Raw genomic sequence first — 24891 nt, 5'->3', positions numbered from 1 at the left:
CTATATGAACAATCATTCAGTTTGAGGATTCGCTTTTGGCCTCCACCGCTTCACGCTCACTGAACCCAAGAAGGACGCCGCGCCAGGCCCGGTCGGCGTTCACGCTGGAAGCGATTTTTGAGGCCACCATTCAGCTTTTGGTGGCGGACGGCATGCACCGCCTGACCACCACCAAGGTGGCCGAGCGGGCGGGTGTGTCTGTCGGCACGATGTACCAGTACTTCCCGCACAAGGAGGCGCTGGTCTATGCGCTCAACGAGCGCTATCTGGAAGCCCTGGCCGCGAGGATCGAGGCCACTTGTCAGGCCTGTCGGGGCCGTCCCATCGGCGAGATGGTGGAGGCGCTGATCGACACTTACTGGCGCGCGAAGATGGAGCGCGCGGACGTGACCCGGGCGCTCTACCGCTCCGTCGCCGAGCTGGACAACCAGGCGATGATCGATGCCTTCGCCAGCCGGGCGAACGCGGCCACCTCGGCGATGCTCGCCAGCGCGAGCGATGCAACATTCACCGACCTCAGGAACGTGAACCTGACGCTGGTCACCGTCGTGTTCGGCGCGGTGCGAAACGCCTTCGAGCGCCACCTGCGGCCCACCGAGGCGCGCAAGCTGCGCCGCCAGCTGGTGGTGATGTGTCGCGCCTATCTGGAGAGCGTGGCGCGACCCTCCGCATGAGGCCACCCGCCGGTCAGCAGGGCTTGGCGGCCTTCGACAGTGCCTTCGGTGCGAGCTCGGCCAGAGAGACCTCCGCAAAGCGCTGAACAAACAGCGCTTCGGCCTGCGCCATGCTGTCCGCCAGCACCGCGTTGACGCGCGCCTGCACCTGGCAGGCCGGGTCGCGCTCCCGGTTGCCGAAGGCAAACAGAGTGGGCCGGCCCAGGGCGACGTAGACGTCGAGCAGGGAGATCTCGTTCAGGGGTCTGGCCAGCAGCCACCCCCCGCCGTGGCCCTTCTCGGCGCTGACATGGCCCGCCGCCCGCAGACCCGCCATGGTCCGCCGGAACACGGCGGGGTTGGTCCCCATGCTCTTGGCCAGCACCTCGGAGGTGATGGGCTCCTTCGCGTGCCCCAGGTGCAGCAGCACATGCAGCACGTCGGAGAGGCGTGTGTCCTTGTTCATCCGTTCTTCCCATCATGAAACATCAACTGATATTTGATCATGTACGATCAAGTGTCTTTTGATGATTCATGAAGAAAGTCAGCACCGCATGACCACCACCGCAACATCAACCGCAAGCCACCCTTACCTGGACGGGCCACCCAAGCAGGTGCCGGGCTTTGCCAGCCTGCACCGCATGGTGGGGCTGTTGCTCGCCGAGCAGGCGCCCCCGGACGCACGCATCCTCGTGCTCGGAGCCGGCGGTGGCATGGAAATCGGCGCACTCGCCCGCGAACAGCCCGCCTGGCGCTTCGACGGCGTGGACCCATCGAGGGACATGCTGGCGCTCGCCGAGCAGACCCTTCGACCGCACCAGGGACGGGTAGTACTCCACGAGGGCCGCATCAATGCGGCCCCGCCCGGGCCGTTCGACGGCGCGACATCGCTGCTCGTCTTCCACTTCATTCCGCATGCGCAGAAGCTGGCGACGCTGCGCGCGGTCCGCCAGCGCCTCAAGGCCGGAGCCCCCTTCGTCGTGGTGCACATCAGCATCCCGTCCGCCGAGCCCGAGCGCTCCCTCTGGCTGTCGCGGCACCTGGCCTTCGCCGGAACGCCGGCCGCCAGCGCAGAGACCTCCCTGCAGGCAATGCAATCGCAACTGGCGATCCTCTCGCCGGAAGAGGACGAGGCGCTCCTTCAGGAGGCCGGGTTCCAGCGGGTCGCGCTGTTCTATGCGGGGCTGAGCTTCCGGGGCTGGGTGGGGTACGCGTAGGGCGCTGAGCACCGGCACCGGTGGCGCGCCCCGTCGAGCGCCCTCACTGCGGCTGCAGGCGCAGCAGCTGGCCCCGGACGTGGTCGGTGAGCAGGTAGACGAGGCCGTCCGGCCCCTGGCGCACGTCGCGCACCCGCTGGTTGAGGTCGGGCAGCAGCTTCTCTTCCTTCACCAGCTTGGTGCCGTTGAACTTCAGCCGCACCAGATAGCGGAACTTGAGCGAACCCACCAGCATGCTGCCTTTCCAGTCCTTGCCGTAGCGCTCGCTGGTGACCCAGGCCATGCCGGACGGCGCGATCGAGGGCACCCAGTAGTGCAGCGGCTGTTCCATGCCGTCCTTGCTGCTGAGGCCATCGCCGATGGCGCCGCCGCCGTAGTTTTCGCCGTAGGTGATGACGGGCCAGCCATAGTTCTTGCCGGCCTCGGGGCGGTTGATCTCGTCGCCGCCCTGCGGGCCGTGTTCGCTGGTCCACAGCCGGCCGTCCGGCCCGATGGCCGCGCCCTGCAGGTTGCGGTGGCCGTAGCTCCAGATCTCGGGCAGCGCGCCGGGTTTGGTGGTGAACGGGTTGTCGGGCGGCGCGCTGCCGTCCTTGCGCAGGCGCACCACCTTGCCGTGGTGGTTGTCCAGGGTCTGCGCGTCGTCCATGCGCTGGAAGCGGTCGCCCAGCGTGAGGAACAGGGTGTGGTCTTTGGCCTCGGCGATGCGGCAGCCGAAATGCACCCGGGCGGCGAACTTCGGCTTCTGGCTGAAGACCACCTTCACGTCCTCCAGCTTCGTGGCGTCGTCCGACAGCCGGGCCGAGGCCAGCGCGGTGGAGTTGCCACCGGCACCGGGTTCGGAGAAGCAGAAGTAGACCGTGCGGTTGCGCTCGAACTGGCTGTCGGTGACCACGTCCAGCAGGCCGCCCTGGCCGCCCGCGTCGACCTTGGGCACACCGGCCAGCGGCGCTCCGATGTGGCCGTCGGGCTCGACGATGCGCATGCGGCCCGGGCGCTCGGTGACCAGCATGCGGCCGTCGCCGATGAAGGCCAGGCCCCAGGGGTTCTGCAGGCCGTTGGCCACCACCTCGACCGAGGGCGAGGCGGCAAACACAGGAACCGAAGCGAACAGCAAGGTTCCCATCCAGCAAGCACCGTGGAACCGGCTCAGCCGGGCCACAGGTGCTGTCCCCCCTTCCAGGGGGGAAGACGCGAAGCGGCGCAGGGGGGTCATCTCGTCATCCTCCGAAGGGGCGAACGCCAAACAGGGCGGCGTGCGCCCACATCACCGTCAGTCCATAAAGCGCCAGCCCGCCCACCACCGCGATCAGGTCGTTGGCACCGCTGGCGGGCAGCACCGGCACCGTCCGCAAGGTGCCGGCCTGGGCGCGGCGCTTGAGCGAGACGCGGTCGGCCGCGGCCCAGAGCAGGAAGCCGCCGAACAGTAGGATGTCTGCCAGGCTGCCGCCGGTGACCGACTGCGCCAGCAGGTGGCCCAGCGCCCAGAGCTTGACGGCCAGCAGCATGGGGTGTTTGGTGGCGCGCTGGATGCGCCCGGGCAGGTAGGCCGCCAGCAGCAGCACGAACACCGGCAGCAGCACCAGCGCGGCCAGGTGGCGCATGCCACCCGGCAGGCTGTAGACCAGCACCGGGTTCTCGCGCGCCAGGCCGTAGCCCCAGACGATCAGCCCCAGCCCCACGGCCGAGACCAGCGAGTACAGGCCCTTCCAGGCGCCCTCGCCCATCTGCGCCACCAGCCGGTCGCGCCCGGCGGGCGCCATGATGGCCACCGAATGCACGCCGAGAAACAGCAGCAAACCCAGGATCAGCACGAGCATGAAACCTCCTTGAAGAGTTGGCGGGACACCTCGGCCATCGAGGGTCGGGCGCCGGGGTCGGTGTCCAGGCAGGACGCGGCCAGGCCGGCCATCATGGCACGCAGCCCGTCTCCGGGTAGGACATCGAGACGATCTCCCAGTTCCTCCAGCAGGCAACCGAAGGCCCGCACCTCCAGCGCCTGCAGCGCGCGGGCCAGCGCCGGCTGGTCAGCCGGCAGCAGGGCGGCGGCGCCGAAGTCGCTGAGCAGGGCGTCGCCGGTGGCCGGGTTCCACAGGATGTTGTGGGCATAGAGGTCGCCGTGCACCACGCCGTGTCCGTGCAGGTGGGCCACCGCGTCGGCCATGCCGCGCAGCAGGCGCAGCGCCGGCCCGGCGGCCAGGCGCCAGCCGTCGGGGTAGACGTCGCGCGTGCAGCTGGCCAGGCTGGGCGGGCCCGCCAGCAGCACGTGCCCGGGCGGGATCAGCGGCAGCAGCATGCCCTGCGCGCCGTCGGGGTGGCCCTGCAGCCGGGCCACCGGGGTGCACAGCGCGGGGTGCGCGCCCGCGGCACCACCGGCGGCCATTTCGTGCTCGGGCAGGCCGTCGCTGGTGACGGCGCCCTTGAACAGCTTGAGGGCCAGTTCGTCAGGCCGCCCGGCCACCCTGGCGCGCAGGGCCCGGCCCGAGGCGCCTTCGCCCAGGGCCTCGCCCGGCCGGATGTCGCCCCAGTCCACCACCGGAAGCTCCAGCGGCGGCACCGCCCAGCCCAGCGGGTTGCCGGCCAGCGCCAGCCACGACAGGCGCGGCAGGCGCAGCAGCCAGTCGGGCAGGCGTTCAAAACGGTTGGCCGAGATCCGCAGCAGCTCCAGCCGCTGCGCCCCGGCCAGCCCCTCTGGCAGAGCCTGCAGCCGGTTGCCGGCGAGCATGAGCTTCTGCAGGCGCGACCGCTCGCCCACCGCATCGGGCAGGCTCTCGATGGCGTTGTCGGTGAGGATCAGCCAGCGCAAGGCCCGCGGCAGCGCGGCGGCGGGCACCCGGTTGATGCGGCAGGCCTTGAAGCCCACCATCTCCAGCGCCGGGCAGTCGCCCAGCACCTCGGGCAGCGTGGTGAAGGGGTTGTCCGACGCGAAGATCACCTTGAGCCGCTGCAGCCGCGGCAACCACGTGGGCAGTGTGGTCAGGCGGTTGCCGCTGAGGTTGAGCACCTCCAGCGAATCGGCCAGGCCGAGCACCTCGGCGGGCAGTTCGGTCAGGCCGCAGGAGAGGTCGAGGCGGGGTGCGCCGGCCAGGTCGCCGCGCCGCAGTTGTTCGAGGGTGTGCATTAGGCACGGATTATGGAATCCGCACCCTCGACAAACGGAACCAAGCTCCTAGAATGAAATTCACAACCATTCATTCATCAGCGGAGCGGACATGACACTCAAACCTTTGGCACTGGTTGCCCTGCTGGCGGCATCCACCACCCCTGCGGCCATGGCCCAGAGCGTGTACGGCGAGCTGGGCTATTCCGCCCTGTCCATGAAGCTGTCGGTGCCGGTCATCGGCCTGCGCGCCAGTTCCAACCCGGCCATGATCCGGGGCCTGGTGGGCCTGCAGCTCACCGACGGCCTGGCGCTCGAAGCCATCGGCGCCGTCAATTCGGGCAGCAGCGCCTACACCAACAGCAACACCGGCACCCGCTACAGCGGCAAGATCGACCAGCTCTACGGCCTGTACGTGGCGCCCAAGATCGGCCTCGGCCCGGTGGAGCTGTTCGGCCGCGTCGGCATGGCGCGCACCAAGCTCAGCTTCCAGGGCCTGGGTTCGGGCGAAGACAAGAAGCTGTCCTACGGCGGCGGCCTGCGCCTGATGCCCACCAGCAACCTGTCTCTGAGCGTGGACTACATGAACTACCTCGACAGCGGCGGCGCCAGCGTCAACGGCTACTCGCTGAGCCTGGGCCTGCGCTTCTGACGGCCCTCAGCCCGGCGGCGTCTCGCCGTCGGGTGCGTACACCAGCAGATCGCCCGGCTGGCACTGCAGGTATTCGCAGATCTTCTCCAGCGTCTCGAAGCGCACGCCCTTGACCTTGCCCTGCTTGAGCAGGGACATGTTGGCCTCGGTGATGCCGACGAATTCGGCCAGGTCGCGCGACTTGACCTTGCGCCGCGCCAGCATCACGTCCAACTGCACGGTGATGGGCATCAGACGAAACCCTCGTTCTCTTCGGCCAGCGTCTGCCCTTGGGCGATCACCGCGGCCATCAGCCACACCAGGCCGGCGAAGAACAGCGTGAACACCAGGTCCGAGCCGATGCCCACCGAGAGGTGGCGCTGGCCGGGCGGGTTGTTCAGGGTCAGCAGCACCGAGGTGGCGCTGCCCGCCAGCATGGACGCCAGCGCCGCCCAGGCCACCCAGCCCGCAAAGCGGCCGAGCAGCGCGGTGGCCTGCAGCGTGAACACCTGGCCCTGCGCAAACATGCCGAAGCAGCGCCGCGCCTGCCACACCCCCGCCAGCAGCAGGCCCAGCGGCAGCGCCATGACCGCGGCCCCCGCGATGCGCTGCCACAGCGCCAGCGGCGCGGCAATGGCCTGCGCAGGCAGGTTGGCGTGGCCGGCCAGCATGGCCTCGCTGGCGGTGGCCCAGTAGACCACCAGGGCCAGCGGCAGGGTGACCAGCAGCGCCCAGCAGGCGGCCACCATCCAGCGGCTGATGCGGCGCACGCGCTGCGAGGACGTGGGAACGGGATGGGATTCAGCCGTGTTCATGGGTCACTTTCGTTCGGAAGGATTTGACCTTATTTTTTTGTTTTATGATAATTTTTTACTGATCGACAATGAAAGTCAAGCCCATGTCACACCCTGCTCCCCTTCTGCTGCGCCGCAGCCTGCTGCTCGCCTCCGCCGCCGCGCTGGCGGCCTGCGGCGGCATTCCGCTCACCTCCCTGCCCCGGCTGGCCCAGCTGTCCGGGCAGCTGCTGGAGGCCGACCCGGCGCAGTTCATGGTGGCGCTGCAGGTGGACGCGCGCGTGGTGCCGCCGCCCGGTGCGGTGCCGCTGCTGCACATCCAACTCAAGCCCAAGGTCGAAGGGGCGTTTGCACCGGTGGACAGGAAACTGCCCCTGGCCCTCACCACCGCCACCAGCGCCACGCTGGGCCTGGACGCGCCCGGCCCGGGCCGCCGCTGGCTGGTCTACAGCCTGCCGCCGGCCACGCAGGCCGAACTGAAGAAGGTGCAGGCGACGGTGAAGCAGGCCCAGGCGCAGCCGGGCTACCAGCGCGGCGGCACGCTGGCCCTGGGCGTGGAGCAGAAGGACCTGGCCGTCACCGACCCGGCGCTGGCGCGCACCAAGTGGTCGACCTGGATGCAGGTGAAGCAGAGCGAGGGCTTCTTCGAGGTCTGGAACGGCACCCCCGAAGAGATCCGGAAGCTGGCCGAGGCGAAGCGCTGAAGAACCCGGTGCCGAGAGGCGGCACCCGCCCCTCACTTCACCTGCTGCTTGTCGAGCTTGCGCGCCAGCGTGCGGCGGTGCATGCCCAGGCGGCGGGCAGTCTCGGAAATGTTGAATCCGGTTTCGGCCAGCACCTGGTGGATGCGCTCCCATTCCAGGGTCTTGATCGAGCTGGGCCGGCTGGTCAGAGCGACCTCGGTCGTGCCTTCGGAGCGGCCGAACGCGGCCTCGATGTCGTCGGTGTTGGAAGGCTTGGCCAGGTAGTGGCAGGCGCCGAGCTTGATGGCCTCCACCGCGGTGGCGATGCTGGCGAAGCCGGTCAGCACCACGATGAGCATGCCCGCGTCGTGCGCCACCAGCGCGCGCACGCAGGCCAGGCCCGAGGCCTCGCCCTGGAGCTTGAGATCCACCACCGCACGCGTCGGCGCGTAGCCGCCGGCCAGCACCGTGCTGAGCTGGTCGAGGCTGGCGGCCACGCGCACCTCGTAGCCGCGGCGCTCGAAGGAGCGCGCGAGGGTGCGCGCGAAGGCCGCGTCGTCCTCGACGATGAGCAGGCGTTGTGCAGAAGCGGTGTCGTCAGATGCCATGGGGCGCGTCCTCGGCCAGGGTGATGGCGGCCAGCGGCAGCGTGATGCGGACCTGCGCCCCGCCCTCGGGCAGGTTGCCCACCACCACGTTGCCGCCCAGCGTGCGTGCCACGTTGAATACCAGAAACAGGCCCAGCCCACCGCCGGGATGGCCTTTGGTGCTCTGGTACGGCTTGCCGATCTGCGGCAGCAGCTGGGGCGCAAAGCCCGGGCCCTGGTCCCAGACGGTGAGCACCAGCGCGTCGTCCTCGCGGCGGGCCTCGAACCACACCGCCTGGGGCGAGGCATCGGCCGCGTTGTCCAGCACGTTGCCGATCATCTGCTGGATGGCCGAGTCGGCCACCATGGGCAGGTCGTCGCCGAAGGCGTTGTGGTAGTGGAAGCCGCTGCAGTTGCGCCGCTCGCACCAGGCCTGGACCACGCTGTCGAGGAAGGCGCAGACCGTGGTCTCGCTGGAGGATTCGCCGCGCGCCTCGCCGGCCGAGAGCAGGATGCCGCTGACGATGGCCTTGCAGCGCGCCACCTGGGCCTGCATCTCCGCCACGTCGTCCGCCAGCTCGGGCTCGGAGCTGAAGTGCGGCAGGTGCTGCCAGTCGCCCAGGATCACCGCCAGGGTGGACAGCGGCGTGCCCAGCTCGTGCGCCGCGCCCGAGGCCAGCAGGCCCATGCGCACCACGTGCTCCTCCTCGGCCGCGCGCTGGCGCAGCAGGGCCAGGCGGGTGTCGCGCTCGCGCAGGTTGCCCACGATGCGCGAGATGAAGACCACCAGCAGCACGGCGTTGAGCACGAAGCAGATCAGCATGCCCTGGGTGTAGGGACTGGCCAGACCCTGGTCGTGGTCCAGTGGCAGGGGCAACGGCCGCGCCCACAGGGCCAGCCCCGCGAAGCACAGCGTGGTCACGGCCACCATGACCCAGGTGGCCCAGACCGGCAGCAGCACCGCGCCCAGGATGACCTGCAGCAGGAACAGGAACACGAAGGGATTGGTGGTGCCGCCGCTGAGGTAGAGCAAGGCGGTGAGCGCCCCCACATCCACCAGCAGGGTGAGCAGCAGCTCGGTGGCGGTCACGGGCAGCGGGGTGCGGCAGCGCAGCAGCGAGAGCAGGTTGAACGCACCGAGACCCGCCAGCACCGCGTACATGATGTGCTCGGGGATCGGGATGTCCATGCCGTGGGCCACCACCGCCACCGTCGCGATCTGGCCGAACAGCGCCATCCAGCGCAGCTGGATCAGCTGCTGCAGGTTCTTCAGGCCCGCCGCCTGGTCCGGACCGACGGCGGCGTGCGACGGGGAAGCGACATTCACCATGGGGCTTGCGGTGCCGACCAGACACATCAGGAGGAGGCTCCGGATTGTCCGGGAAGCCGCCGCCGCGCACCGTCCCGCAGCACAAAGACCGTGGCGGCCACGGTCATCGCGGCCAGTGCGAACCAGGTCAGCGCGTAGACGAGGTGGTTGTTGGAGAAGCGCAGCACGGTGAGCCCACCCACGGGCCCGTCGGGCGTGGCGCAGGGCGTGTCGGCACCGGCGTCGACAAAGAACGGCGCCACCGCGGCGGGCGGCAACCCCGCGGCCGCCGACAGCGCTGGCACGTCGCGCGAGAACCAGCGCCCAGCGGCGGGGTCGTTGCGGCGCAGGAAGCCGCCACCGGGTTCGGAGCGCCGGAGCAGGCCGGTGACGGTCGCCGGGCCGGTGCAGCGGGCGGCCTCGCACGTGGCCTGCCACCGGGAAGCCGAGGGCACGAAGCCGCGGTTGACCCAGACCAGGGAGCCGTCGGCCGTGCGCAGCGGCGCCATCACCCAGAAGCCTGCGCCGCGCTCGGTGACGGCCTGCACCAGCTGTTCGGCGTCATGCAGGAACTCGCCGCTGAGGCGCACGCGCCGGTACTCCTCGGCGGTAGGGTCGGCCTGCAGCGCCGGCCAGGTGTCGGCGCCGGGTGCGGCCGCCGGCTCGGCGTGTGCGCGAGCGGCCACGCGGGCCACGAGATCGTTCTTCCAGGCCAGGCGCTGGACCTGCCAGGCGCCCAGCGCCAGGAACAGCCCGCACAGCAGCGCGCCCGCTCCGGCCAGCAGGGCGCGTCGCGGTGTCATGGGGTGCCGTGCGGCGCCGCGGCGGGCGGGTGGGCGGCGTGGCCGCCGTGCGCCGGCATCATGTTCTCGTTCATGTGGAACATGACCCAGAGCGTGCCGGCGATGGCGATGGCCACGAAGACCACGGTGAAGATGGTGGACAGCAGGGTCCAGCCGCCTTCGACCTTGCCGTTCATGTGCAGGAAACACACCATGTGCACCAGGATCTGGGCCACGGCGAAGGCGCCGAGCACCAGCACAGCCGTGGGCCGGTGGGTGATGACGCCGGCCATGACCAGCCAGAACGGAATGGCGGTGAGGACGATCGACAGCACGAAACCGACCATGTAGCCGGAGAAGCTGCTGTGCGGGCCGTCGTCGTGGTGGCCGTCACCGTGATCGCCGTGATGACCGCCGTGGTGGATTGCAGTGTCGTGCGCGCTCATCACAGCACTCCCATCAGGTAGACAAAGGTGAAGACGCCGATCCAGACCACGTCCAGAAAGTGCCAGAACATCGAGAGGCACATCAGGCGGCGCTTGTTCTCGCGCGTCAGGCCGCGCTGGGCAATCTGGATCATCAGCACCACCAGCCAGATCGAGCCGAAGGTGACGTGCAGGCCGTGGGTACCGACCAGGGTGAAGAAGGCCGACATGGCGGCGCTGCTCTGCGGCGTGGCGCCTTCGTGGATCAGGTGCGCGAACTCGTACAGCTCCACGCCCAGGAAGCACAGGCCGAACACGCCGGTGACAGCCAGCCAGCCCAGCGTGCCGCCGACCTTGCCCTGCTGCTTTTGCAGCATGGCGAAGCCGAAGGTGATGGACGAGAGCAGCAGGAAGGCGGTGTTGATGGCCACCAGCTTGAGGTCGAACAGCTCGGCGCCACCGGGGCCGCCCGCATAGCTGCGGCCGAGCACGCCGTAGGTCGCGAACAGCGCCGCGAAGATGAGGCAGTCGCTCATCAGGTAGAGCCAGAAGCCCAGCGCGGTGCCGTTCTCGGGGTGCGGCTCGCGGTCGAGGTGGTAGGCGCGCGTGGCGCCGGGGGTGAGGGCGATGTCAGACATGGCGGGCCAGCAGTTGGGTGCGTGCGTGTTCGGTGGCGGTCACTTCGGACGCGGGGATGTGGTAGTCGCGCTGGTAGTTGAAGGTGTGCACGATGGCCGCGAGCACGATGGCCGCGAACGAGGCGATGGCCAGCGGCCACATGTGCCAGATCAGCGAGAAACCCCAGACCAGCGAGAGCGCCGACAGCACCACACCGGCACCGGTGTTCAGCGGCATGTGGATGGCCTTGAAGCCGGACAGCGGGCGCTGGTAGCCGTGCTTCTTCATGTCGGCCCAGGCGTCGATGTCGTGCACCACCGGGGTAAAGGCGAAGTTGTACTGGGGCGGGGGCGACGAGGTGGCCCACTCCAGCGTGCGGCCATTCCACGGGTCGCCGGTGTGGTCGCGCAGCTGCTCGCGCCGGAAGAAGCTGACGGCGATGCAGACCAGGAAGCTGGCGATGCCGATGGCCACCAGCACGGCGCCGAACAGGGCGATCTGGAACCAGATCTGCAGCGACGGGTCCTCGAAGTGGCTGACGCGGCGCGTCACGCCCATCAGGCCCAGCACGTACAGCGGCGTGAAGGCGAACCAGTAGCCGGCCAGCCAGAACCAGAAGGACACGCGGCCCCAGAAGTCGTCGAGCCGGAAGCCGAAGGCCTTGGGGAACCAGTACACCATGCCGGCGAACAGGCCGAACACCACGCCGCCGATGATCACGTTGTGGAAGTGCGCGATCAGGAACAGCGAGTTGTGCAGCACGAAGTCGGCCGAGGGCACGGCCAGCAGCACGCCGGTCATGCCGCCGACGACGAAGGTCACCATGAAGCCCACGGTCCACAGCATCGGCACCTCGAAGCGGATGCGGCCGCGGTACATGGTGAACAGCCAGTTGAAGATCTTCGCGCCCGTGGGGATCGAGATGATCATGGTGGTGATCCCGAAGAACGAGTTCACGCTGGCGCCCGAGCCCATGGTGAAGAAGTGGTGCAGCCACACCAGGTAGGACAGGATGGTGATGCAGACCGTGGCGTAGACCATCGACGTGTAGCCGAACAGGCGCTTGCCGCTGAAGGTGGCGACCACCTCGGAGAAGACGCCGAACACCGGCAGGATCAGGATGTAGACCTCGGGGTGGCCCCAGATCCAGATCAGGTTCACGTAGAGCATGGGGTTGCCACCCAGCTCGTTGGTGAAGAAGTTGGTGCCGACGTAGCGGTCCAGGCTCATCAGCACCAGCGCGGCGGTGAGGATGGGGAAGGACGCGACGATCAGCGCGTTGGTGCACAGCGCGGTCCAGGTGAAGACCGGCATGCGCATCAGGCCCATGCCCGGTGCGCGCATCTTCACGATGGTCACCAGCAGGTTGATGCCCGAGAGCGTGGTGCCCACCCCGGCGATCTGCAGCGACCAGATGTAGTAGTCCAGCCCCACGCCGGGGTTCTGCGCGCCGAGGTTGGACAGCGCCAGCCAGCCCGAGGTGGAGAACTCGCCCAGGAACAGCGAGACCATCACCAGCACCGCGCCGGCGGTGGTCATCCAGAAGCTGAAGTTGTTGAGGAACGGGAACGCGACGTCGCGCGCGCCGATCTGCAGCGGCACCAGGTAGTTCATCAGCCCGGTGACCAGGGGCATGGCCACGAAGAAGATCATGATCACGCCGTGGGCGGTGAAGATCTGGTCGTAGTGGTGCGGAGGCAGGTAGCCCAGGTTGTCGCCAAAGGCCATGGCCTGGTGCAGGCGCATCATGATCGCGTCGGCGAAGCCGCGCAGCAGCATCACCAGGCCCAGGATCATGTACATGATGCCGATCTTCTTGTGGTCGATGCTGCAGAACCAGTCGCGCCACAGCGGGCCCCACAGGCGGAATTTCGTCAGCAGGGCGAGCACGCCCAGGCCACCCAGCACCACGGCCACGAAGGTCCACAGCAGGATGGGCTCGTGCGTCATCGGGATCGAGTCCCAGGTCAGGCGCCCCAGCAGCCAGTGGTTGGTAACGGAAGAAGGATCAGCGGACATGGCGGTGTCTTGGGTGAACGGTTCGGTGGGTGCTCAGGGGCGGGCGGTGAACGTGGGCAGCGTGTCGTCGGCAGAGCAGATCTCCTGCGCGGCGGCGGCTTCGAGGGCGCGGGCGCTGCGGTGGGCGCGGTTGCGCGAGGCGTCGAGCGCCATCACCTGGTGCATGCAGGTCTTGCCCTCTTCCACGCAGAGGCCCACCACGCGGTCGAACAGGCCGGCTTCGACCGACGAGAAGCGCTCCACCGGGTGGCGCTCGCTGGGCTTGGCGAGCGCCAGGTAGGCCTGGCGGGTCAGCGGCTGGCCCTCGGCCTTGGCCCTGGCCACCCACTGCTCGAAGTCCTGTTCGCTCAGGCCGTGGAAGCGGAAGTTCATGCCCGAGAAGCCGGCGCCGCTGTAGTGCGAAGACATGCCGCGGAACACGCCGGGCTGGTTGATCACCGCGTTCAGCTCGGTCTGCATGCCGGGCATGGTGTAGATCATGCCGGCCAGGTCGGGCACGTAGAACGCGTTCATGGTGGTGCTGGAGGTCAGCGTGAAGCGGATCGGGCGGTCCACCGGCGCGGCCAGCTCGTTGACGGTGGCGATGCCCTGCTCGGGCAGAACGAACAGCCACTTCCAGTCCAGCGACACCACCTGCACCTCCAGCGGCTTCACGTTCTCGGGCAGGGCCTTCTGCTCGGAGATGCGGTCGAGCGGGCGGTAGGGGTCGAGCTTGTGGGTGGTGATCCAGGTGATGGCCCCCAGCGCGATGATGATCACCAGCGGCGCGGCCCAGATCACCAGTTCCAGCTTGGTCGAGTGGTGCCAGTCGGGCGCGTAGTCGGTCTCGGCGTGCCGGCTGCCCTGGCGGTAGCGCCAGGCGAACCACAGGGTCAGCGCGATCACCGGCACGATGATCAGCAGCATCAGCACGGTGGCGATCACGACCAGGTCGCCCTGCTGGGCGGCCACGTCGCCGGCGGGGTTGAGCACGACCAGCTTGCTGCAGCCCGTCAGCAGGCTGGCGAGCAGGGGTAAGGCGGCGAGACGGAGGGGTGTGGTGGGGCGCATGCGGAGCAGGAGGGTTTCTCGACAAGCCGAACCGGGAAAACCCCAGTTGCGGAATCGGCGGGAATGTATCGGCTTTCCGCAGCGTTTTCGATTGGACGTTTTGTCCTATGTCAATGCGCCGGACTTCGAGTCACGATATAGGGGTCGCACAAAATCGGCTCTCCGGAATCCCCACATGCCCAGCCACACCCTTGAAAAGCCCGGCGCCGCGCCCCGCCAGCCCGCCGCCGCCCCGACCCACGAACACACCAGCCCGGGCGACATCGCCGTCGGCGTGGTGATCGGACGGACCTCGGAATACTTCGACTTTTTCGTCTTCGGCATCGCCTCGGTGCTGGTGTTCCCGGCGGTGTTCTTCCCGCACCTGAGCCGGCTGGACGGCACCCTGTTCGCCTTCGGCATCTTCGCGCTGGCCTTCGTCACCCGCCCCATCGGCACGGTGCTGTCGATGGCGGTGCAGCGCCGCTGGGGCCGCGCCACCAAGCTCACCCTCGCCCTCTTCGTGCTGGGCACCTGCACCGCCGGCATGGCCTTCCTGCCGGGCCACGCCAGCCTGGGCGCCGCCGCCATCGTGCTGCTGACCGTGCTGCGTCTGGGCCAGGGCCTGGCGCTGGGCGGCTCATGGGACGGCCTGCCCTCGCTGCTGGCGCTGAACGCACCCGCTGGCCGGCGCGGCTGGTACGCCATGCTCGGCCAGCTCGGTGCGCCGCTGGGCTTCGTGCTGGCCGCCGGCCTGTTCGCCTACCTGACCAGCAGCCTGTCGCAGGAGGACTTCCTCAGCTGGGGCTGGCGCTACCCCTTCTTTGTGGCCTTCGCCATCAACGTGGTGGCGCTGTTCGCCCGCCTGCAGCTGGTGAGCGCCCACGAGGAAGAAGGCCTGCTGGACCGGCAGGAGTTCGAACCCGTGTCCACCCGTGAACTGCTGGGCTCGCAGGGTCACAACGTGTTCATCGGCGCGTTTGCCGCGCTGGCCAGCTACGCGCTGTTCCACATCGTCACGGTGTTCCCGCTGTCGTGGATCCACATCTACGCCCAGCAGCCGGTGACCGGCTTCCTGGTGGTGCAGATCGCGGGCGCCTTCCTGTGCGCCGGGGCCATCGTCGCCTCGGGCTGGCTGGCCGACCGCTACGGCCGCCGCACGACCCTGGGCAGCCTGGCCGTGCTGATCGGCGTGTTCAGCGGCTTCGCGCCCATGTTGCTCAACGGGGGCGAAGTGGGCCAGGACCTGTTCATCCTGATCGGCTTCGTCCTGCTGGGCCTGTCCTACGGCCAGGCCTCGGGCACGGTCACGGCCAACTTCGCGCCGCGCTTCCGCTACACCGGTGCGGCGCTCACGTCCGACCTGGCCTGGCTGTTCGGCGCCGCCTTCGCACCGCTGGTGGCGCTGGGCCTGTCGGCCCACTTCGGACTCGCCTTCGTCAGCCTGTACCTGCTCTCGGGCGCAGCCTGCACGCTTGGCGCGCTGCGCCTGAACCGCGCGCTGGAATCGCGCGACTGAACCTCAGACCACCATGCCGGGGTTGCCCTGCATGCCCACCAGCTTGGGCGTGTTGATCTTGCGCGGCGCGATGGTCTTGTGGTTTTTGAAGTAGGCCTCCATTACATCCCAGATCGGCTCGCCCTTGGCGCCTTCGGCCACCGGCGCCCAGCCCGCCACCTTGTAGGTCTTGCTGGCTTCGATCGCCTTGCCATTGAGCATCATGTTGCTGATGCGTTTGCCCGAACCCGCATTCGGGTCGCAGGTGTAGGCCAGCCCGCCCACGCGCACCATGTCACCACCCTGCTGGTAGTAGGGGTCGGGGTTGAACAGGTTGTCGCAGACGTCTTCCAGCACGGTCTTGATGGTCTCGCCGCTCATTTCGGTCAGCGTGCTGGTCGGGTAGGTGATGGCCACCTGGTCCATCATCAGTTCGCGCGTGATGGCCTGCCCCGGCAGGATGGTCGTGCCCCAGCGGAAGCCCGGCGAAAACGCCATGTCGGCGCCCTTGACTTCCATCAGCGCGTCCACGATGAGCTGGTCCCACGAACCGTTGAAGTTGCCACGGCGGTACAGCAGGCCTTCGGACACGGCCAGCGTCTCGTCGAGTTTGGCCTTGTAGGGCGCGCGCACCTTGTCGATGTAGGCCTGCATCTCCTTGTCGGCCGGCAGCAGGTTGGCGAACACGGGCAGCAGCTTGTAGCGGAAGTCCTGCACCTTGCCACCGCGCACATCGAAGTCCAGCACGCCCAGGAACTTGCTGTTGGAGCCGGCGTTGGTCACCAGGGTCTGGCCCTTGGCGTTCTTGACCACCAGCGGCGCGGGCATGCCGTCGTGCGTGTGGCCGCCCAGGATGGCGTCGATGCCGGTCACGCGCGAGGCCATCTTGATGTCCACGTCCATGCCGTTGTGCGAGATGACGACCACGGCCTGCGCCCCCTTGGCGCGCACCTCGTCGACCATCTTCTGCATGTTCTCGTCCTGGATGCCGAACTCCCAGTTGGGCACCATGTAGCGCGGGTTGGCGATCGGGGTGTAGGGGAAGGCCTGGCCGATCACGGCGACGGGCACGCCGTTCATTTCCTTGATGACGTAGGGCTTGAACACCGGGTCGCCGAAGTCGTTGGTCTTGACGTTCTGCGCCAGGAAGTCCAGCTGGCCGGCGAAGTCCTTCTCGATGATCTCCTTGACGCGCTGCTCGCCCAGGGTGAACTCCCAGTGCGGGCACATGGCGTTCACGCCCAGCAGCTTGCAGGCGTCGACCATGTCCTGGCCGTTGGTCCACAGCGCGGTGGCACTGCCCTGCCAGGTGTCGCCGCCATCGAGCAGCATGGCATGCGGGCGGCTGGCCTTGAGCATCTTGACCAGGGTGGCCAGGTGCGCGAAACCGCCGACCTTGCCGTAGGTCTTCGCGGCCTTCTCGAAGTTGAGGTAGGTGAAGGCGTGCGCCTCGGCGGTGCCGGGGCGGATCTTGAAGTGCTTGAGCAGCGCCTCGCCCACGATGTGCGGCGGCCGGCCCACGGCGTCGGCCACGCCCAGGTTCACGTTGGGCTCGCGGAAGTGGATGGGCGTGAGCTGCGCATGGCAGTCGGTGAAGTGCAGGAAGCTGACGTTGCCGAACTTCGGCAGGTCGTACAGCGCCTGTCCCGCGCCAGGCTTGGCGGCCAGCACGTCCTTGTGGTTCAGGGCCATGCCGCCCGCACTGGCGACGGCCAGCACCTGCATGAATTCACGACGGCTGAAGCTCATAAACATTCCTTCTCAATTGCACACTGATATTTGAGTCAAATTTTTTTGGCCGGAGGGCCCGCGCCGGCTTGCACCGGCGCGGGCCCGGCCGGTCACTGGTTGACCGGCGACTTGGGGTCCAGCAGCAGGGCCATCACGTCCTTGAGGTTCTTCTCGCTCAGGATGCCCTTGTGGCCGGCGCGCGGCATCTGCGAACACGCGTTGTAGGCGCGCGAGTTCCACAGCTTGCCCCAGGTGTATTCCACGATGGCCTTGGAGGCCGGCGCATCCGGATCGCTCACGCCCCGCAGCTTGCCGTAGTTGTAGAGGCTGGGGCCGAGGTTGCCGAAGGAGATTTCCTTCTTGTCCATCTGGTGGCAGTTGTAGCAGTTGCCGCCGTTGACGTCGGTGGCCTTGTCGGTCCAGGTCAGGCCGCGGCCGCTCTGGGCGATCTTCTCGCCCTCCTTCCAGTCACCGATGAACTTGCCGTCGCTGGGCATCTTGATGGTCTTGAGCGCGTCGGCCTCGATGGCCTTGGCGGTCTTCTCGTCCAGCGGCTTGCCAGCCACGTCGGCGGCGCTGCACAGGCGGTTGGCTTCGTCCTGCTTGAGGTAGTCCAGCGTGGCGATGCCGTTGGGCTGGAACGAGGCTTTCACGACACTGGCGTGCACCTGGTCGTAGTCGGCACCGGCACCGCCGGTGGAACAGGCGCCCAGCGCCAGGACGGTCAGGGGGAACAGGGCGATGGCAAAGGTCTTTTTCATGGGTCGTCTCCTGCGGATCAGCGCTTGATGGCCGGCACGATGGACTCGGCGCCCTTGGCGTTCACACCCATGTACACCTGCAGCGCGATGGTGGCGTCGCTGCCGAACTTGGGCTCGGGGAAGCGCTGCTGGCGGTAGCAGTCGTTCAGGCGCTTCTGCATGGTCCACATCTGCGAGTTCGACACGCGGTAGGCCGGCCAGGCGGCCACCCCCACACCGTCGCCCGGGTTCTTGGTCAGGTTGGGCAGCTCCTGCAGGCGGATGCGGCCACCGTCGACGCCGTGGCAGGACGAGCAGGCAAAGTCGTGCGGGCCGCCGCGCTGGAAGAACAGGCGCTTGCCCACCTCGTACATGGTCTTTTCCTGGGCATGCGTTTGCGACAGGTTGAACCGCTCACCTTTGGACTGGGTCGCCACATAGGTGGTGATGGCCACCAGGTTGGCGCCCTCGCCTTTTCCGATCGAAGGCGCGGCCTTGTACAGCTCGGCCTCGTTGAGGCCCTGCAGCGTGACCATGCAGTGGATCAGACGCGTCTCCAGGTCCATGACCTTGCCGGTGTCCTTGAAGTAGCGCGGCAGCTCGGTGAAGGCGCCCTTGAGCACACCGGGGCCCTTGCCCAGGTCGCACTGCTCCAGCGAGGCGTTCTTCGGCCCGCGCTTCTGCTTCCACAGTTCCTCACCCTTCATCTCGAAAAGTTCGGCCGGGTTGCCGTCCTGCAGCATCTCGCGGTATTTGTTGATGCCGTCCAGCGCGGCGTTGCCCTGGGCATGCACCGCACCCAGCGCGAAAACGCCACCCATCAGAAGGGCAGCGTGGCGAGCGTCGAATTTCATGGGTCATCTCCTGTTGTTGTGGAAGGCAGTGGCAGCGGCGTGCTGCCAGCGGTCACCGCGGAACCGGCTCCGCCGGGCCGCAGGTGACGCCCCCTGGAGGGGGTCGCGCGAAGCGCGGCGGGGTGTCAGGCGATCGCCGCTTCGTCGGTGCGCGAATCGCCCTTGTTGTCGACCCACTTCACCACGACCTTGTCGCCCTTGGCCGCGCCCTTGAACTTGAAGGACAGGAAGGGGTTCTGCGACACCGAGCCGCTGAACATGGCCTTGAGCACGGTCTTGCCGTTGTGGGTGGCTTCCAGGTCCTTGATGAAGTGGGCGGGAATGAGGGCGCCGGCCGCGTCTTTGCGGGTACCGGGTTCCATGGGGTGGGACATCAGCACGCGAACGGTGGTTTCGTCGCCGGCGAGGGCGGCACGGATGCGCATCGGATCAGCCATGATGGACTCCTGTCAATTCAATGAAATGGGGGAAGGTTCGGGAGGTTCGGGGCGGGTCAGCCGCCGCAGCCACCCAGGGTCACCTTGGTTTCCTTGGTGGCCGAGAAGAGCTTGCCGTCGGCCTTGACCACGGCGATCACGTTGGTGCTCTGGCCCATCTTCAGGCGGGTCTGCACGTCGGCGGCGGTGCCGGCCGGGATCATGAAGCCGCACGACAGCGGGGTCGGGTTCTTCTCGACGATCAGGTACATCTCGGTGGTGTTGGGCAGCTTGCTGGTGGCGCCCACGGGCACCACGGCGCCGTTCTCGGCGATGTCGGGCGACACCACCGACACCTGGTCGCTGGTGGCGGGCGTGCCACCGATGGCCTTGAGTGCGTCTTCCAGCGTCTTGACCTGGAAGCTGGCCTGGTCGACGGCGGCCTGGGCCTGGCTCTGGGTGACGATGCCCAGCGAGACCAGCGTGGCGAACGCGCCGGTGGACTTGAGGGCGGTGCGACGGGATTGGTTCATCTTGAACTCCTGGTGAAAAGAGGGATGGGAGATTATTTGTCGGGAGCGCCGGCCAGCACCCACTCGGCAAGCAGTTTCAGCTCGTCGTCCTTCAGGGCGGGCTGGGGCGGCATGGGCACCGCGCCGTACAGACCCGAACCGCCGGACTTGATGCGCGCGGCCACCACGGCCACGGCGTCGGCCTGGCCCTTGTGCTTGGCGGCCACTTCCTTGTAGGCAGGGCCCACCAGCTTCTTGTCGACCGCGTGGCAGGCCAGGCAGGCGCTCTTGGTGGCCAGGGCCTTGGCGGCGGCGGCGTCGACCGCAAAGGCGCCGGCACACGACAGCAGCGCGGCCGCCGACACGACGATTCGGGAAAGGTGCATGGTCATAGGGTAGTGGCTCCTTGTGATGGGAAGAATGGGGTTTACGAGTAAATCCGAATATTCAATCTGGCTTGTCATTGACTCACTTCGCACCGGCGGCGATCCACTGCGCGATGGCCTTGGCGTCGTCGTCCTTGATCTGGGGCTGGGGCGGCATGGGCACCGCGCCCCACACCCCCGAACCACCGGACTTGATCTTGCCCACCAGGTAGGCCTCGGCATCGGCCCGGCCCTTGTGCTTGGCGGCGATCTCGTTGAAGCCGGGGCCGACGATCTTGTTCTTCACGCCGTGGCAGGCGGTGCAGGCGTTGGCCGCCAGCAGGCTGCTGACGTTCGTGCCCTTGCCGGCCGCCGGCGCGGCGGGTGCCACGGTGGCGGCCGCGGCAGCACCGATCAGCCCCTTGGGCGCGGGCTGGGTGGTGTCGGCGCCACGCACCGGACCGATCACGCGGTTCTGCTGCTGGATGTTGCCGTGCGCGTCGCGCGCGAAGTCGGGCAGGAAGGAATGCACCTTGGGGTCCACCGCGCAGTCCTTCATGCAGGCCACGTTCTTCACGTCGCCCTTGCCATTGACCTTCCACAGTGGCTCGTGGAACACCATGCCGTTGCGGTTGGGCATGCGCTGCTGCACCTCGGCGATGTTCTTGTCGCTCAGTGTGAAGTCGGGCGGCACCACTTCGGCCAGGCTCAGCAGGTAGGCCGTGACGCCGTAGACCTCGTCGGGCTTGAGCGTCTTGGGGTTGTTCCAGGGCATCGCCCGGTTGATGTAGTCCCACAGCGTGGAGAGCGTGGCCACCTTCATCATGGTGGTCTTCTGCGGTGCGGTGCTCTTGGCACCCTCCACCAGCGCGGCCACGCGCCCGGTCTCGATGTCTTTCTTCGTGGTACCGCCGATGATGGGCGTGAACACCTCGTTGGATTCGCCGAAGGAACCATGGCAGGAGGCGCAGCGCGACTCCCACACCGTCTCACCCAGCGAGACGCTGCCCGCACCGGCCGGCAGGCCCTTGAAGTCGGGGCGCACGTCGATGTCCCAGGCCTTGACCTCGGCCGGCGTGGCGTCACGGCCCATGTTCGCCCAGGGTTTGTCCTGTGCAAACGCCGAAGCCGAAGCCAGACCCAAGGCGAGCGCAGCGACGCCGCGAGACAGGCCAAGAAAGCCGTCGAACCGGCTTGGCCGGGCGACAGGCTTTGCCCCCTTGAGGGGGGATGCGTTTACACGAAGTGAATAAGCGACGGGGGTGGGTTTCATTTAGTACACCTGCACGTTGGAGACTTCGCCGTTTTCACCGACCAGCCAGCTCTGGATCGCGTTCTGGTGGTAGACCGACCGTGTGCCGCGCACCGCGCGCAGCTGGTTGATCTTGGGCTGCACATAGCCCGTGCTGTCGATGGCGCGGGCCTGCAGGATGGCGGGCTTGCCATCCCACACCCAGTCGATGTTGAAACGCGTCAGCGCCTTGGGCAGCACCGGGCCTTCGATGCGCGCGGTGCGCCAGTTGCGGCCGCCGTCCACGCTCACATCCACGCGCTTGATCGTTCCGCGGCCCGACCAGGCCAGGCCGGTGACGTTGTAGTAGCCCTTGTCCAGCAGCGTCTGGCCGGCCGAGGGCGTGGTGATGACCGACTTGCACTCCTGGATGCCGGTGTACTGGCGGTGCGTGCCGTCGGGCATGTGGTCGATGTAGTGCACCGCCTCGTCCTTGGTCGCCCACTTCTGGTCGCCCACCTCGATGCGGCGCAGATACTTCACCCAGCTCACGCCCTGGATGCCCGGCACCACCAGGCGCAGCGGGTAGCCGTTCTCGGGCCGCAGCATCTCGCCGTTCATGCCCCAGGCCACGATGCAGTCGTCCATGGCGCGCTCGATGTCGATGGTGCGCGTCATGGACGAACCGTCGGCGCCTTCGGCCAGCACGTATTTCGCCTTCTTCTTGTCGATGCCGCACATCTCCAGCAGTGTCGACAGCAGCACGCCGGTGAACTCCGAGCAGCTGACCATGCCGTGCGTGTACTGCACGGTGGGCACCGCCACGTTGCCCCATTCGGTCGCCGTGTTGGCGCCACATTCGATGAAGTGGATGCGCGAGACGCTGGGCAGGCGCATCAGGTCGTCCATGGTGAACACGCGCTGACGCTTGACCAGACCGTTGACCATCAGGCGGTGCTTGGACGGGTCGATGTCCCACCAGCCCTGGTGGTGGCGCTCGAAGTGCAGGCCGCTGGGCGTGATGATGCCGAACAGGCCCTGCAGCGGCGTGAAGCTCACCGAGGCCTGGTCGACGCGGGTCAGGCCCGGGCTCTGGCGGCGGCGCAGGTTGGTTTCCCACTTGCTGGGCTGGCCGTAGCCCGGGTCCATGGCCACCGGCTGGCCCAGGCCCGTGCTGTGCTCGGGCAGCTTGAGGATGGCGTCCTCGCCCTCCGCACCGGCCGCCATCGCGCGGCTGGCCGCACCAACCGAGGCTGCGACGCCGGCGCCCATGGCCAGGGCATTGCCCATGAAGCGGCGGCGGGCCTTGCGCGCCTGTTCCAGCTTCTCGGCACTCAGGAAATTCTCGGGCGCGGGCAGCACGCGTCCGATCACGTCGTTCAGGTCTTTAGACACTGGTGGGTTCCTTCTCGTTGGCGGGGAATGGACGGGGCGCCGCAACGACGCCCTGTCCGGGTGGGGACAACTCGGCGTCGGCGCGGGCCAGCATCTGCGTCGAGACCGTGCGGCAGAGTTCGATGTAGAGCGGGTCGGCCACGCGGTAGAACACCTGCGTGCCCTCGCGGCGGCGCGACAGCAGGCCGGCCTGGTACATCAGGCCCAGGTGGCGCGAGGCGTTGGCCTGGGCCAGCCCGGTTTCGCGGATCAATCCGTTGACGCACTTCTCTTCCTGGCACAGGGCATGGAGGATGCGCAGGCGCGTGGGCTCGCCGAGCACGCTGAAGTAGCGCGCCACCGACTCGAACACCGACTGCATGCTGTCCACCTGGTCTGTCTCCGGAAGAATTTGATTTCAATCAATCAACTATATGATTGATTGCCTATATACAGATTAGTGTAAACCCGGATTCCTTCGGATCGCTGACAGACGGGACCTCCGATGTCCCGGCCAAAGGCCAACGCACTGACGACGCGCTGACAAAACCCCGCAAATTCGCTTTGATTTCTCTAGGGTTTTTACCGTTCAGGCAGGGTTTTTCCCGGTGCTAGCATCAAGCATCTAAATATGCGAAATCACTGATGCTTTGCCTGCCAGCCGAGGGGCTCTGCTACAGTTTTTGATCCCTTCCCCAACCCCAGTGGAGACAACGATGGTCAAGACAATGAAATGGCTGACGGCGGGCGCCCTGTGTGCCGCCGCCGTGGGAGCGCAGGCCCAGGTGAACCAGGTGCGCGTGTGGGCAGCCGCCTGCGCCAACTGCCATGGCACCGAGGGCCGTGCCCTGCAGGGCAACGAGCCGTTGGCGGGCAAGGACAAGGACGAGCTGTACCAGAAGCTGATGGACTTCAAGAGCGGCCGCAAGCCCGCGACCATCATGCACCAGCTGTCCAAGGGCTACTCCGACGAGCAGCTCAAGGACATCGCCGCCTACTTTGCCGCCCAGAAGAAATAAGGAGCCCACCATGCAACGTCGTCAATTTGTTCAGACCCTGGGCGCCGGTTCGGTCCTCGCGGGCATTGGTGGTCTTGCAGGCTGCGCCACGGGTGGCGGCTACGGCCCCAAGGTGGTGGTGGTCGGTGGCGGCTACGGCGGTGCCACCGCCGCCAAGTACGTGCGCATGTTCTCGGACTACGGCATCCAGGTGACCCTGGTCGAGCCCAACGCGGCCTTCGTCTCCTGCCCCATCTCCAACCTGGTGCTCCAGGGCAGCAAGACCATCGCCGACATCACCACGCCCTACGACAACCTGGAAAAGCGCCACGGTGTGAAGATCGTGCGCGACATGGTCACCAGCATCGACGCCGAGAAGCGCGTGGTGAAGCTGGCCGCCGGTGGCGAGCTGCCCTACGACCGCCTGATCCTCTCGCCCGGCATCGACTTCATGTGGGACACGGTGGCCGGCATGACCAAGCCCGGCGCGCAGGACAAGGTGCTGCACGCCTGGAAGGCCGGCCCGCAGACGGTGGCGCTGCGCAAGCAGCTCGAGGCCATGCCCGACGGCGGCGTGTACGCGCTGTCGATCCCGCTCGCCCCGTACCGCTGCCCGCCCGGCCCCTACGAGCGCGCCTGCATGGTGGCCAACTACTTCAAGAAGGCCAAGCCCAAGAGCAAGGTCGTGATCTTCGACGCCAACGACGACATCCAGTCCAAGAAGGGCCTGTTCATGAAGGCCTGGGACGAGCACTACAAGGGCATCATCGAGTACCGCCCCAAGCACAAGGTGGTCGAGGTCGACGCCTCCACCAACACCCTGAAGTTTGAGTTCAACGACGACTTCAAGGCCGCGGTGGCCAACGTGGTGCCCAACATGCGCGCCGGTGACATCGCCGTGCGCACCGGTCTGGCCACCGCCAACAACCGCTGGTGCGAGGTGGACTTCCTGACCTTCGAGTCGAAGGCGAAGAAGAACATCCATGTGCTGGGCGACGCGATCCAGATCGCCCCGGGCATGCCCAAGTCGGGCCATATGGCCAACCAGCATGGCAAGACCTGCGCCGCGGCCGTGGTCTCGCTGCTGCAGGGCAAGGAGCCGCCGCAGCTGCCGATCTACGCCAACACCTGCTACAGCTTCGTGACCGACGAGGACGTGGTGCACGTGGCCAGCGTGCACCGCTACGACGCCGAGAAGAAGACCATGCTGGCCGTGCCGGGCTCGGGCGGCGTGTCGTCCGCCGCGAGCGAACTCGAAGGCCGCTACGCGCACGCGTGGGCGCGCAACATCTGGGCCGACACCCTGGCCTGACGGACTCCCGCAGCGC

At 67.6% G+C, this 24891-nt stretch carries 29 protein-coding genes; 7 read left to right on the top strand and 22 right to left on the bottom strand.

What is annotated here, in order from left to right; translation table 11 throughout:
- Positions 1 to 35: 35 nt before the first annotated feature.
- A complete protein-coding gene (locus HPF_RS06375; RefSeq protein ID WP_066149458.1) occupies positions 36 to 674 on the top strand; it encodes a TetR/AcrR family transcriptional regulator in 639 nt (212 codons plus the stop codon).
- Between the two features lie 13 nt (positions 675 to 687).
- Here the strand turns inward: HPF_RS06375 and HPF_RS06370 are convergent, their stop codons facing one another.
- Entirely contained in the window at positions 688 to 1119 is a 432-nt protein-coding gene (locus HPF_RS06370; protein WP_133156091.1) for an Rrf2 family transcriptional regulator, read from the bottom strand.
- A gap of 88 nt (positions 1120 to 1207) precedes the next feature.
- Between HPF_RS06370 and HPF_RS06365 the strand changes: the two genes are divergently transcribed.
- Positions 1208 to 1870 (top strand): class I SAM-dependent methyltransferase, encoded by a 663-nt coding sequence (locus HPF_RS06365; protein ID WP_133156090.1) that lies wholly within the window; start codon positions 1208 to 1210, stop codon positions 1868 to 1870.
- A gap of 43 nt (positions 1871 to 1913) precedes the next feature.
- On the opposite strand, the gene HPF_RS06360 is transcribed toward HPF_RS06365, so the two are convergent.
- From HPF_RS06360 to HPF_RS06350, 3 genes are all read right to left on the bottom strand, one after another.
- Entirely contained in the window at positions 1914 to 2993 is a 1080-nt protein-coding gene (locus HPF_RS06360) for a PQQ-dependent sugar dehydrogenase (protein WP_133156089.1), read from the bottom strand.
- Between the two features lie 94 nt (positions 2994 to 3087).
- A complete protein-coding gene (locus tag HPF_RS06355; protein ID WP_066149447.1) occupies positions 3088 to 3687 on the bottom strand; it encodes an NnrU family protein in 600 nt (199 codons plus the stop codon).
- On the bottom strand, positions 3675 to 4988 hold the full coding sequence (locus HPF_RS06350) for a leucine-rich repeat-containing protein kinase family protein (RefSeq protein WP_133156088.1): 1314 nt from the start codon (positions 4986 to 4988) through the stop codon (positions 3675 to 3677). The genes HPF_RS06355 and HPF_RS06350 overlap by 13 nt, the downstream gene beginning before the upstream one ends.
- Before the next feature lie 91 nt (positions 4989 to 5079).
- Here HPF_RS06350 and HPF_RS06345 point away from each other — a divergent pair, with 91 nt between their 5' ends.
- Positions 5080 to 5619: an outer membrane beta-barrel protein gene (locus HPF_RS06345; RefSeq protein WP_133156087.1), complete on the top strand. Its 540-nt coding sequence runs from the start codon at positions 5080 to 5082 to the stop codon at positions 5617 to 5619.
- Between the two features lie 6 nt (positions 5620 to 5625).
- Here HPF_RS06345 and HPF_RS06340 read toward each other — a convergent pair whose 3' ends face one another.
- Both HPF_RS06340 and HPF_RS06335 read right to left on the bottom strand, forming a co-directional pair.
- Positions 5626 to 5850 carry a helix-turn-helix domain-containing protein gene (locus HPF_RS06340; protein WP_133156086.1) on the bottom strand — a complete coding sequence of 75 codons (225 nt, stop codon included), beginning with the start codon at positions 5848 to 5850 and terminating at the stop codon, positions 5626 to 5628.
- Positions 5850 to 6413, bottom strand: a complete 564-nt coding sequence (locus HPF_RS06335) for a DUF2975 domain-containing protein (RefSeq protein ID WP_133156085.1) — start codon at positions 6411 to 6413, stop codon at positions 5850 to 5852. Before HPF_RS06335 ends, HPF_RS06340 begins: the two co-directional genes overlap by 1 nt.
- A gap of 83 nt (positions 6414 to 6496) precedes the next feature.
- Here HPF_RS06335 and HPF_RS06330 point away from each other — a divergent pair, with 83 nt between their 5' ends.
- Positions 6497 to 7096, top strand: coding sequence for a hypothetical protein (locus tag HPF_RS06330; RefSeq protein ID WP_133156084.1), 600 nt, complete (start codon positions 6497 to 6499; stop codon positions 7094 to 7096).
- 32 nt (positions 7097 to 7128) lie between these two features.
- On the opposite strand, the gene HPF_RS06325 is transcribed toward HPF_RS06330, so the two are convergent.
- From HPF_RS06325 to cyoA, 7 genes are read right to left on the bottom strand one after another with little or no spacing between them, the layout of a single operon-like run.
- Positions 7129 to 7683 (bottom strand): response regulator transcription factor, encoded by a 555-nt coding sequence (locus tag HPF_RS06325; RefSeq protein ID WP_133156083.1) that lies wholly within the window; start codon positions 7681 to 7683, stop codon positions 7129 to 7131.
- A complete protein-coding gene (locus HPF_RS06320; protein WP_243721689.1) occupies positions 7673 to 8992 on the bottom strand; it encodes an ATP-binding protein in 1320 nt (439 codons plus the stop codon). Before HPF_RS06320 ends, HPF_RS06325 begins: the two co-directional genes overlap by 11 nt.
- Positions 8993 to 9018: 26 nt before the next feature.
- Positions 9019 to 9774: an SURF1 family protein gene (locus tag HPF_RS06315; RefSeq protein WP_133156081.1), complete on the bottom strand. Its 756-nt coding sequence runs from the start codon at positions 9772 to 9774 to the stop codon at positions 9019 to 9021.
- A complete protein-coding gene (gene cyoD / locus HPF_RS06310; protein ID WP_133156080.1) occupies positions 9771 to 10199 on the bottom strand; it encodes a cytochrome o ubiquinol oxidase subunit IV in 429 nt (142 codons plus the stop codon). Before cyoD ends, HPF_RS06315 begins: the two co-directional genes overlap by 4 nt.
- Complete coding sequence (gene cyoC, locus HPF_RS06305; protein ID WP_133156079.1) at positions 10199 to 10816, bottom strand: cytochrome o ubiquinol oxidase subunit III; 618 nt, start codon at positions 10814 to 10816, stop codon at positions 10199 to 10201. The genes cyoD and cyoC overlap by 1 nt, the downstream gene beginning before the upstream one ends.
- On the bottom strand, positions 10809 to 12815 hold the full coding sequence (cyoB, locus tag HPF_RS06300) for a cytochrome o ubiquinol oxidase subunit I (RefSeq protein ID WP_133156078.1): 2007 nt from the start codon (positions 12813 to 12815) through the stop codon (positions 10809 to 10811). The genes cyoC and cyoB overlap by 8 nt, the downstream gene beginning before the upstream one ends.
- A gap of 33 nt (positions 12816 to 12848) precedes the next feature.
- Entirely contained in the window at positions 12849 to 13865 is a 1017-nt protein-coding gene (cyoA, locus tag HPF_RS06295) for a ubiquinol oxidase subunit II (RefSeq protein WP_133156077.1), read from the bottom strand.
- A 175-nt stretch (positions 13866 to 14040) separates the two neighbouring features.
- On the opposite strand from cyoA, the gene HPF_RS06290 reads away from it, so the two are divergent.
- On the top strand, positions 14041 to 15363 hold the full coding sequence (locus HPF_RS06290) for an MFS transporter (protein WP_133156076.1): 1323 nt from the start codon (positions 14041 to 14043) through the stop codon (positions 15361 to 15363).
- Positions 15364 to 15366: 3 nt separating this feature from the next.
- Here HPF_RS06290 and soxB read toward each other — a convergent pair whose 3' ends face one another.
- From soxB to HPF_RS06245, 9 genes are all read right to left on the bottom strand, one after another.
- Positions 15367 to 17091 (bottom strand): thiosulfohydrolase SoxB, encoded by a 1725-nt coding sequence (gene soxB, locus HPF_RS06285; protein WP_133156075.1) that lies wholly within the window; start codon positions 17089 to 17091, stop codon positions 15367 to 15369.
- A 92-nt stretch (positions 17092 to 17183) separates the two neighbouring features.
- Positions 17184 to 17834, bottom strand: a complete 651-nt coding sequence (gene soxX / locus HPF_RS06280; RefSeq protein WP_066149399.1) for a sulfur oxidation c-type cytochrome SoxX — start codon at positions 17832 to 17834, stop codon at positions 17184 to 17186.
- A gap of 17 nt (positions 17835 to 17851) precedes the next feature.
- Positions 17852 to 18667 (bottom strand): sulfur oxidation c-type cytochrome SoxA, encoded by an 816-nt coding sequence (soxA, locus tag HPF_RS06275; RefSeq protein WP_133156074.1) that lies wholly within the window; start codon positions 18665 to 18667, stop codon positions 17852 to 17854.
- Between the two features lie 125 nt (positions 18668 to 18792).
- The gene (gene soxZ / locus HPF_RS06270) at positions 18793 to 19104 is read right to left on the bottom strand and encodes a thiosulfate oxidation carrier complex protein SoxZ (RefSeq protein WP_079367098.1); all 312 of its coding nucleotides are present in this window, start codon (positions 19102 to 19104) and stop codon (positions 18793 to 18795) included.
- A 56-nt stretch (positions 19105 to 19160) separates the two neighbouring features.
- Positions 19161 to 19616, bottom strand: coding sequence for a thiosulfate oxidation carrier protein SoxY (soxY, locus tag HPF_RS06265; protein WP_066149394.1), 456 nt, complete (start codon positions 19614 to 19616; stop codon positions 19161 to 19163).
- 32 nt (positions 19617 to 19648) lie between these two features.
- On the bottom strand, positions 19649 to 19981 hold the full coding sequence (locus tag HPF_RS06260; RefSeq protein ID WP_066150846.1) for a c-type cytochrome: 333 nt from the start codon (positions 19979 to 19981) through the stop codon (positions 19649 to 19651).
- Positions 19982 to 20063: 82 nt separating this feature from the next.
- Complete coding sequence (locus HPF_RS06255) at positions 20064 to 21053, bottom strand: c-type cytochrome (protein WP_243721688.1); 990 nt, start codon at positions 21051 to 21053, stop codon at positions 20064 to 20066.
- 180 nt (positions 21054 to 21233) lie between these two features.
- Entirely contained in the window at positions 21234 to 22586 is a 1353-nt protein-coding gene (gene soxC, locus HPF_RS06250) for a sulfite dehydrogenase (RefSeq protein ID WP_079367100.1), read from the bottom strand.
- A complete protein-coding gene (locus HPF_RS06245) occupies positions 22579 to 22947 on the bottom strand; it encodes an ArsR/SmtB family transcription factor (protein WP_243721754.1) in 369 nt (122 codons plus the stop codon). The genes soxC and HPF_RS06245 overlap by 8 nt, the downstream gene beginning before the upstream one ends.
- Positions 22948 to 23281: 334 nt before the next feature.
- Here HPF_RS06245 and HPF_RS06240 point away from each other — a divergent pair, with 334 nt between their 5' ends.
- Together HPF_RS06240 and HPF_RS06235 are read left to right on the top strand one after the other, a co-directional pair.
- A complete protein-coding gene (locus tag HPF_RS06240; protein ID WP_241559647.1) occupies positions 23282 to 23584 on the top strand; it encodes a c-type cytochrome in 303 nt (100 codons plus the stop codon).
- A gap of 10 nt (positions 23585 to 23594) precedes the next feature.
- Positions 23595 to 24875 (top strand): NAD(P)/FAD-dependent oxidoreductase, encoded by a 1281-nt coding sequence (locus HPF_RS06235; protein WP_066149388.1) that lies wholly within the window; start codon positions 23595 to 23597, stop codon positions 24873 to 24875.
- The last annotated feature ends 16 nt before the right edge of the window (positions 24876 to 24891 follow it).

This window comes from Hydrogenophaga pseudoflava, assembly GCF_004353865.1.
Classification (GTDB): domain Bacteria; phylum Pseudomonadota; class Gammaproteobacteria; order Burkholderiales; family Burkholderiaceae_C; genus Hydrogenophaga; species Hydrogenophaga pseudoflava.
The sequence above is the reverse complement of the archived record's forward strand: the minus strand, read 5'-3'. Positions and strand labels throughout refer to the sequence as shown.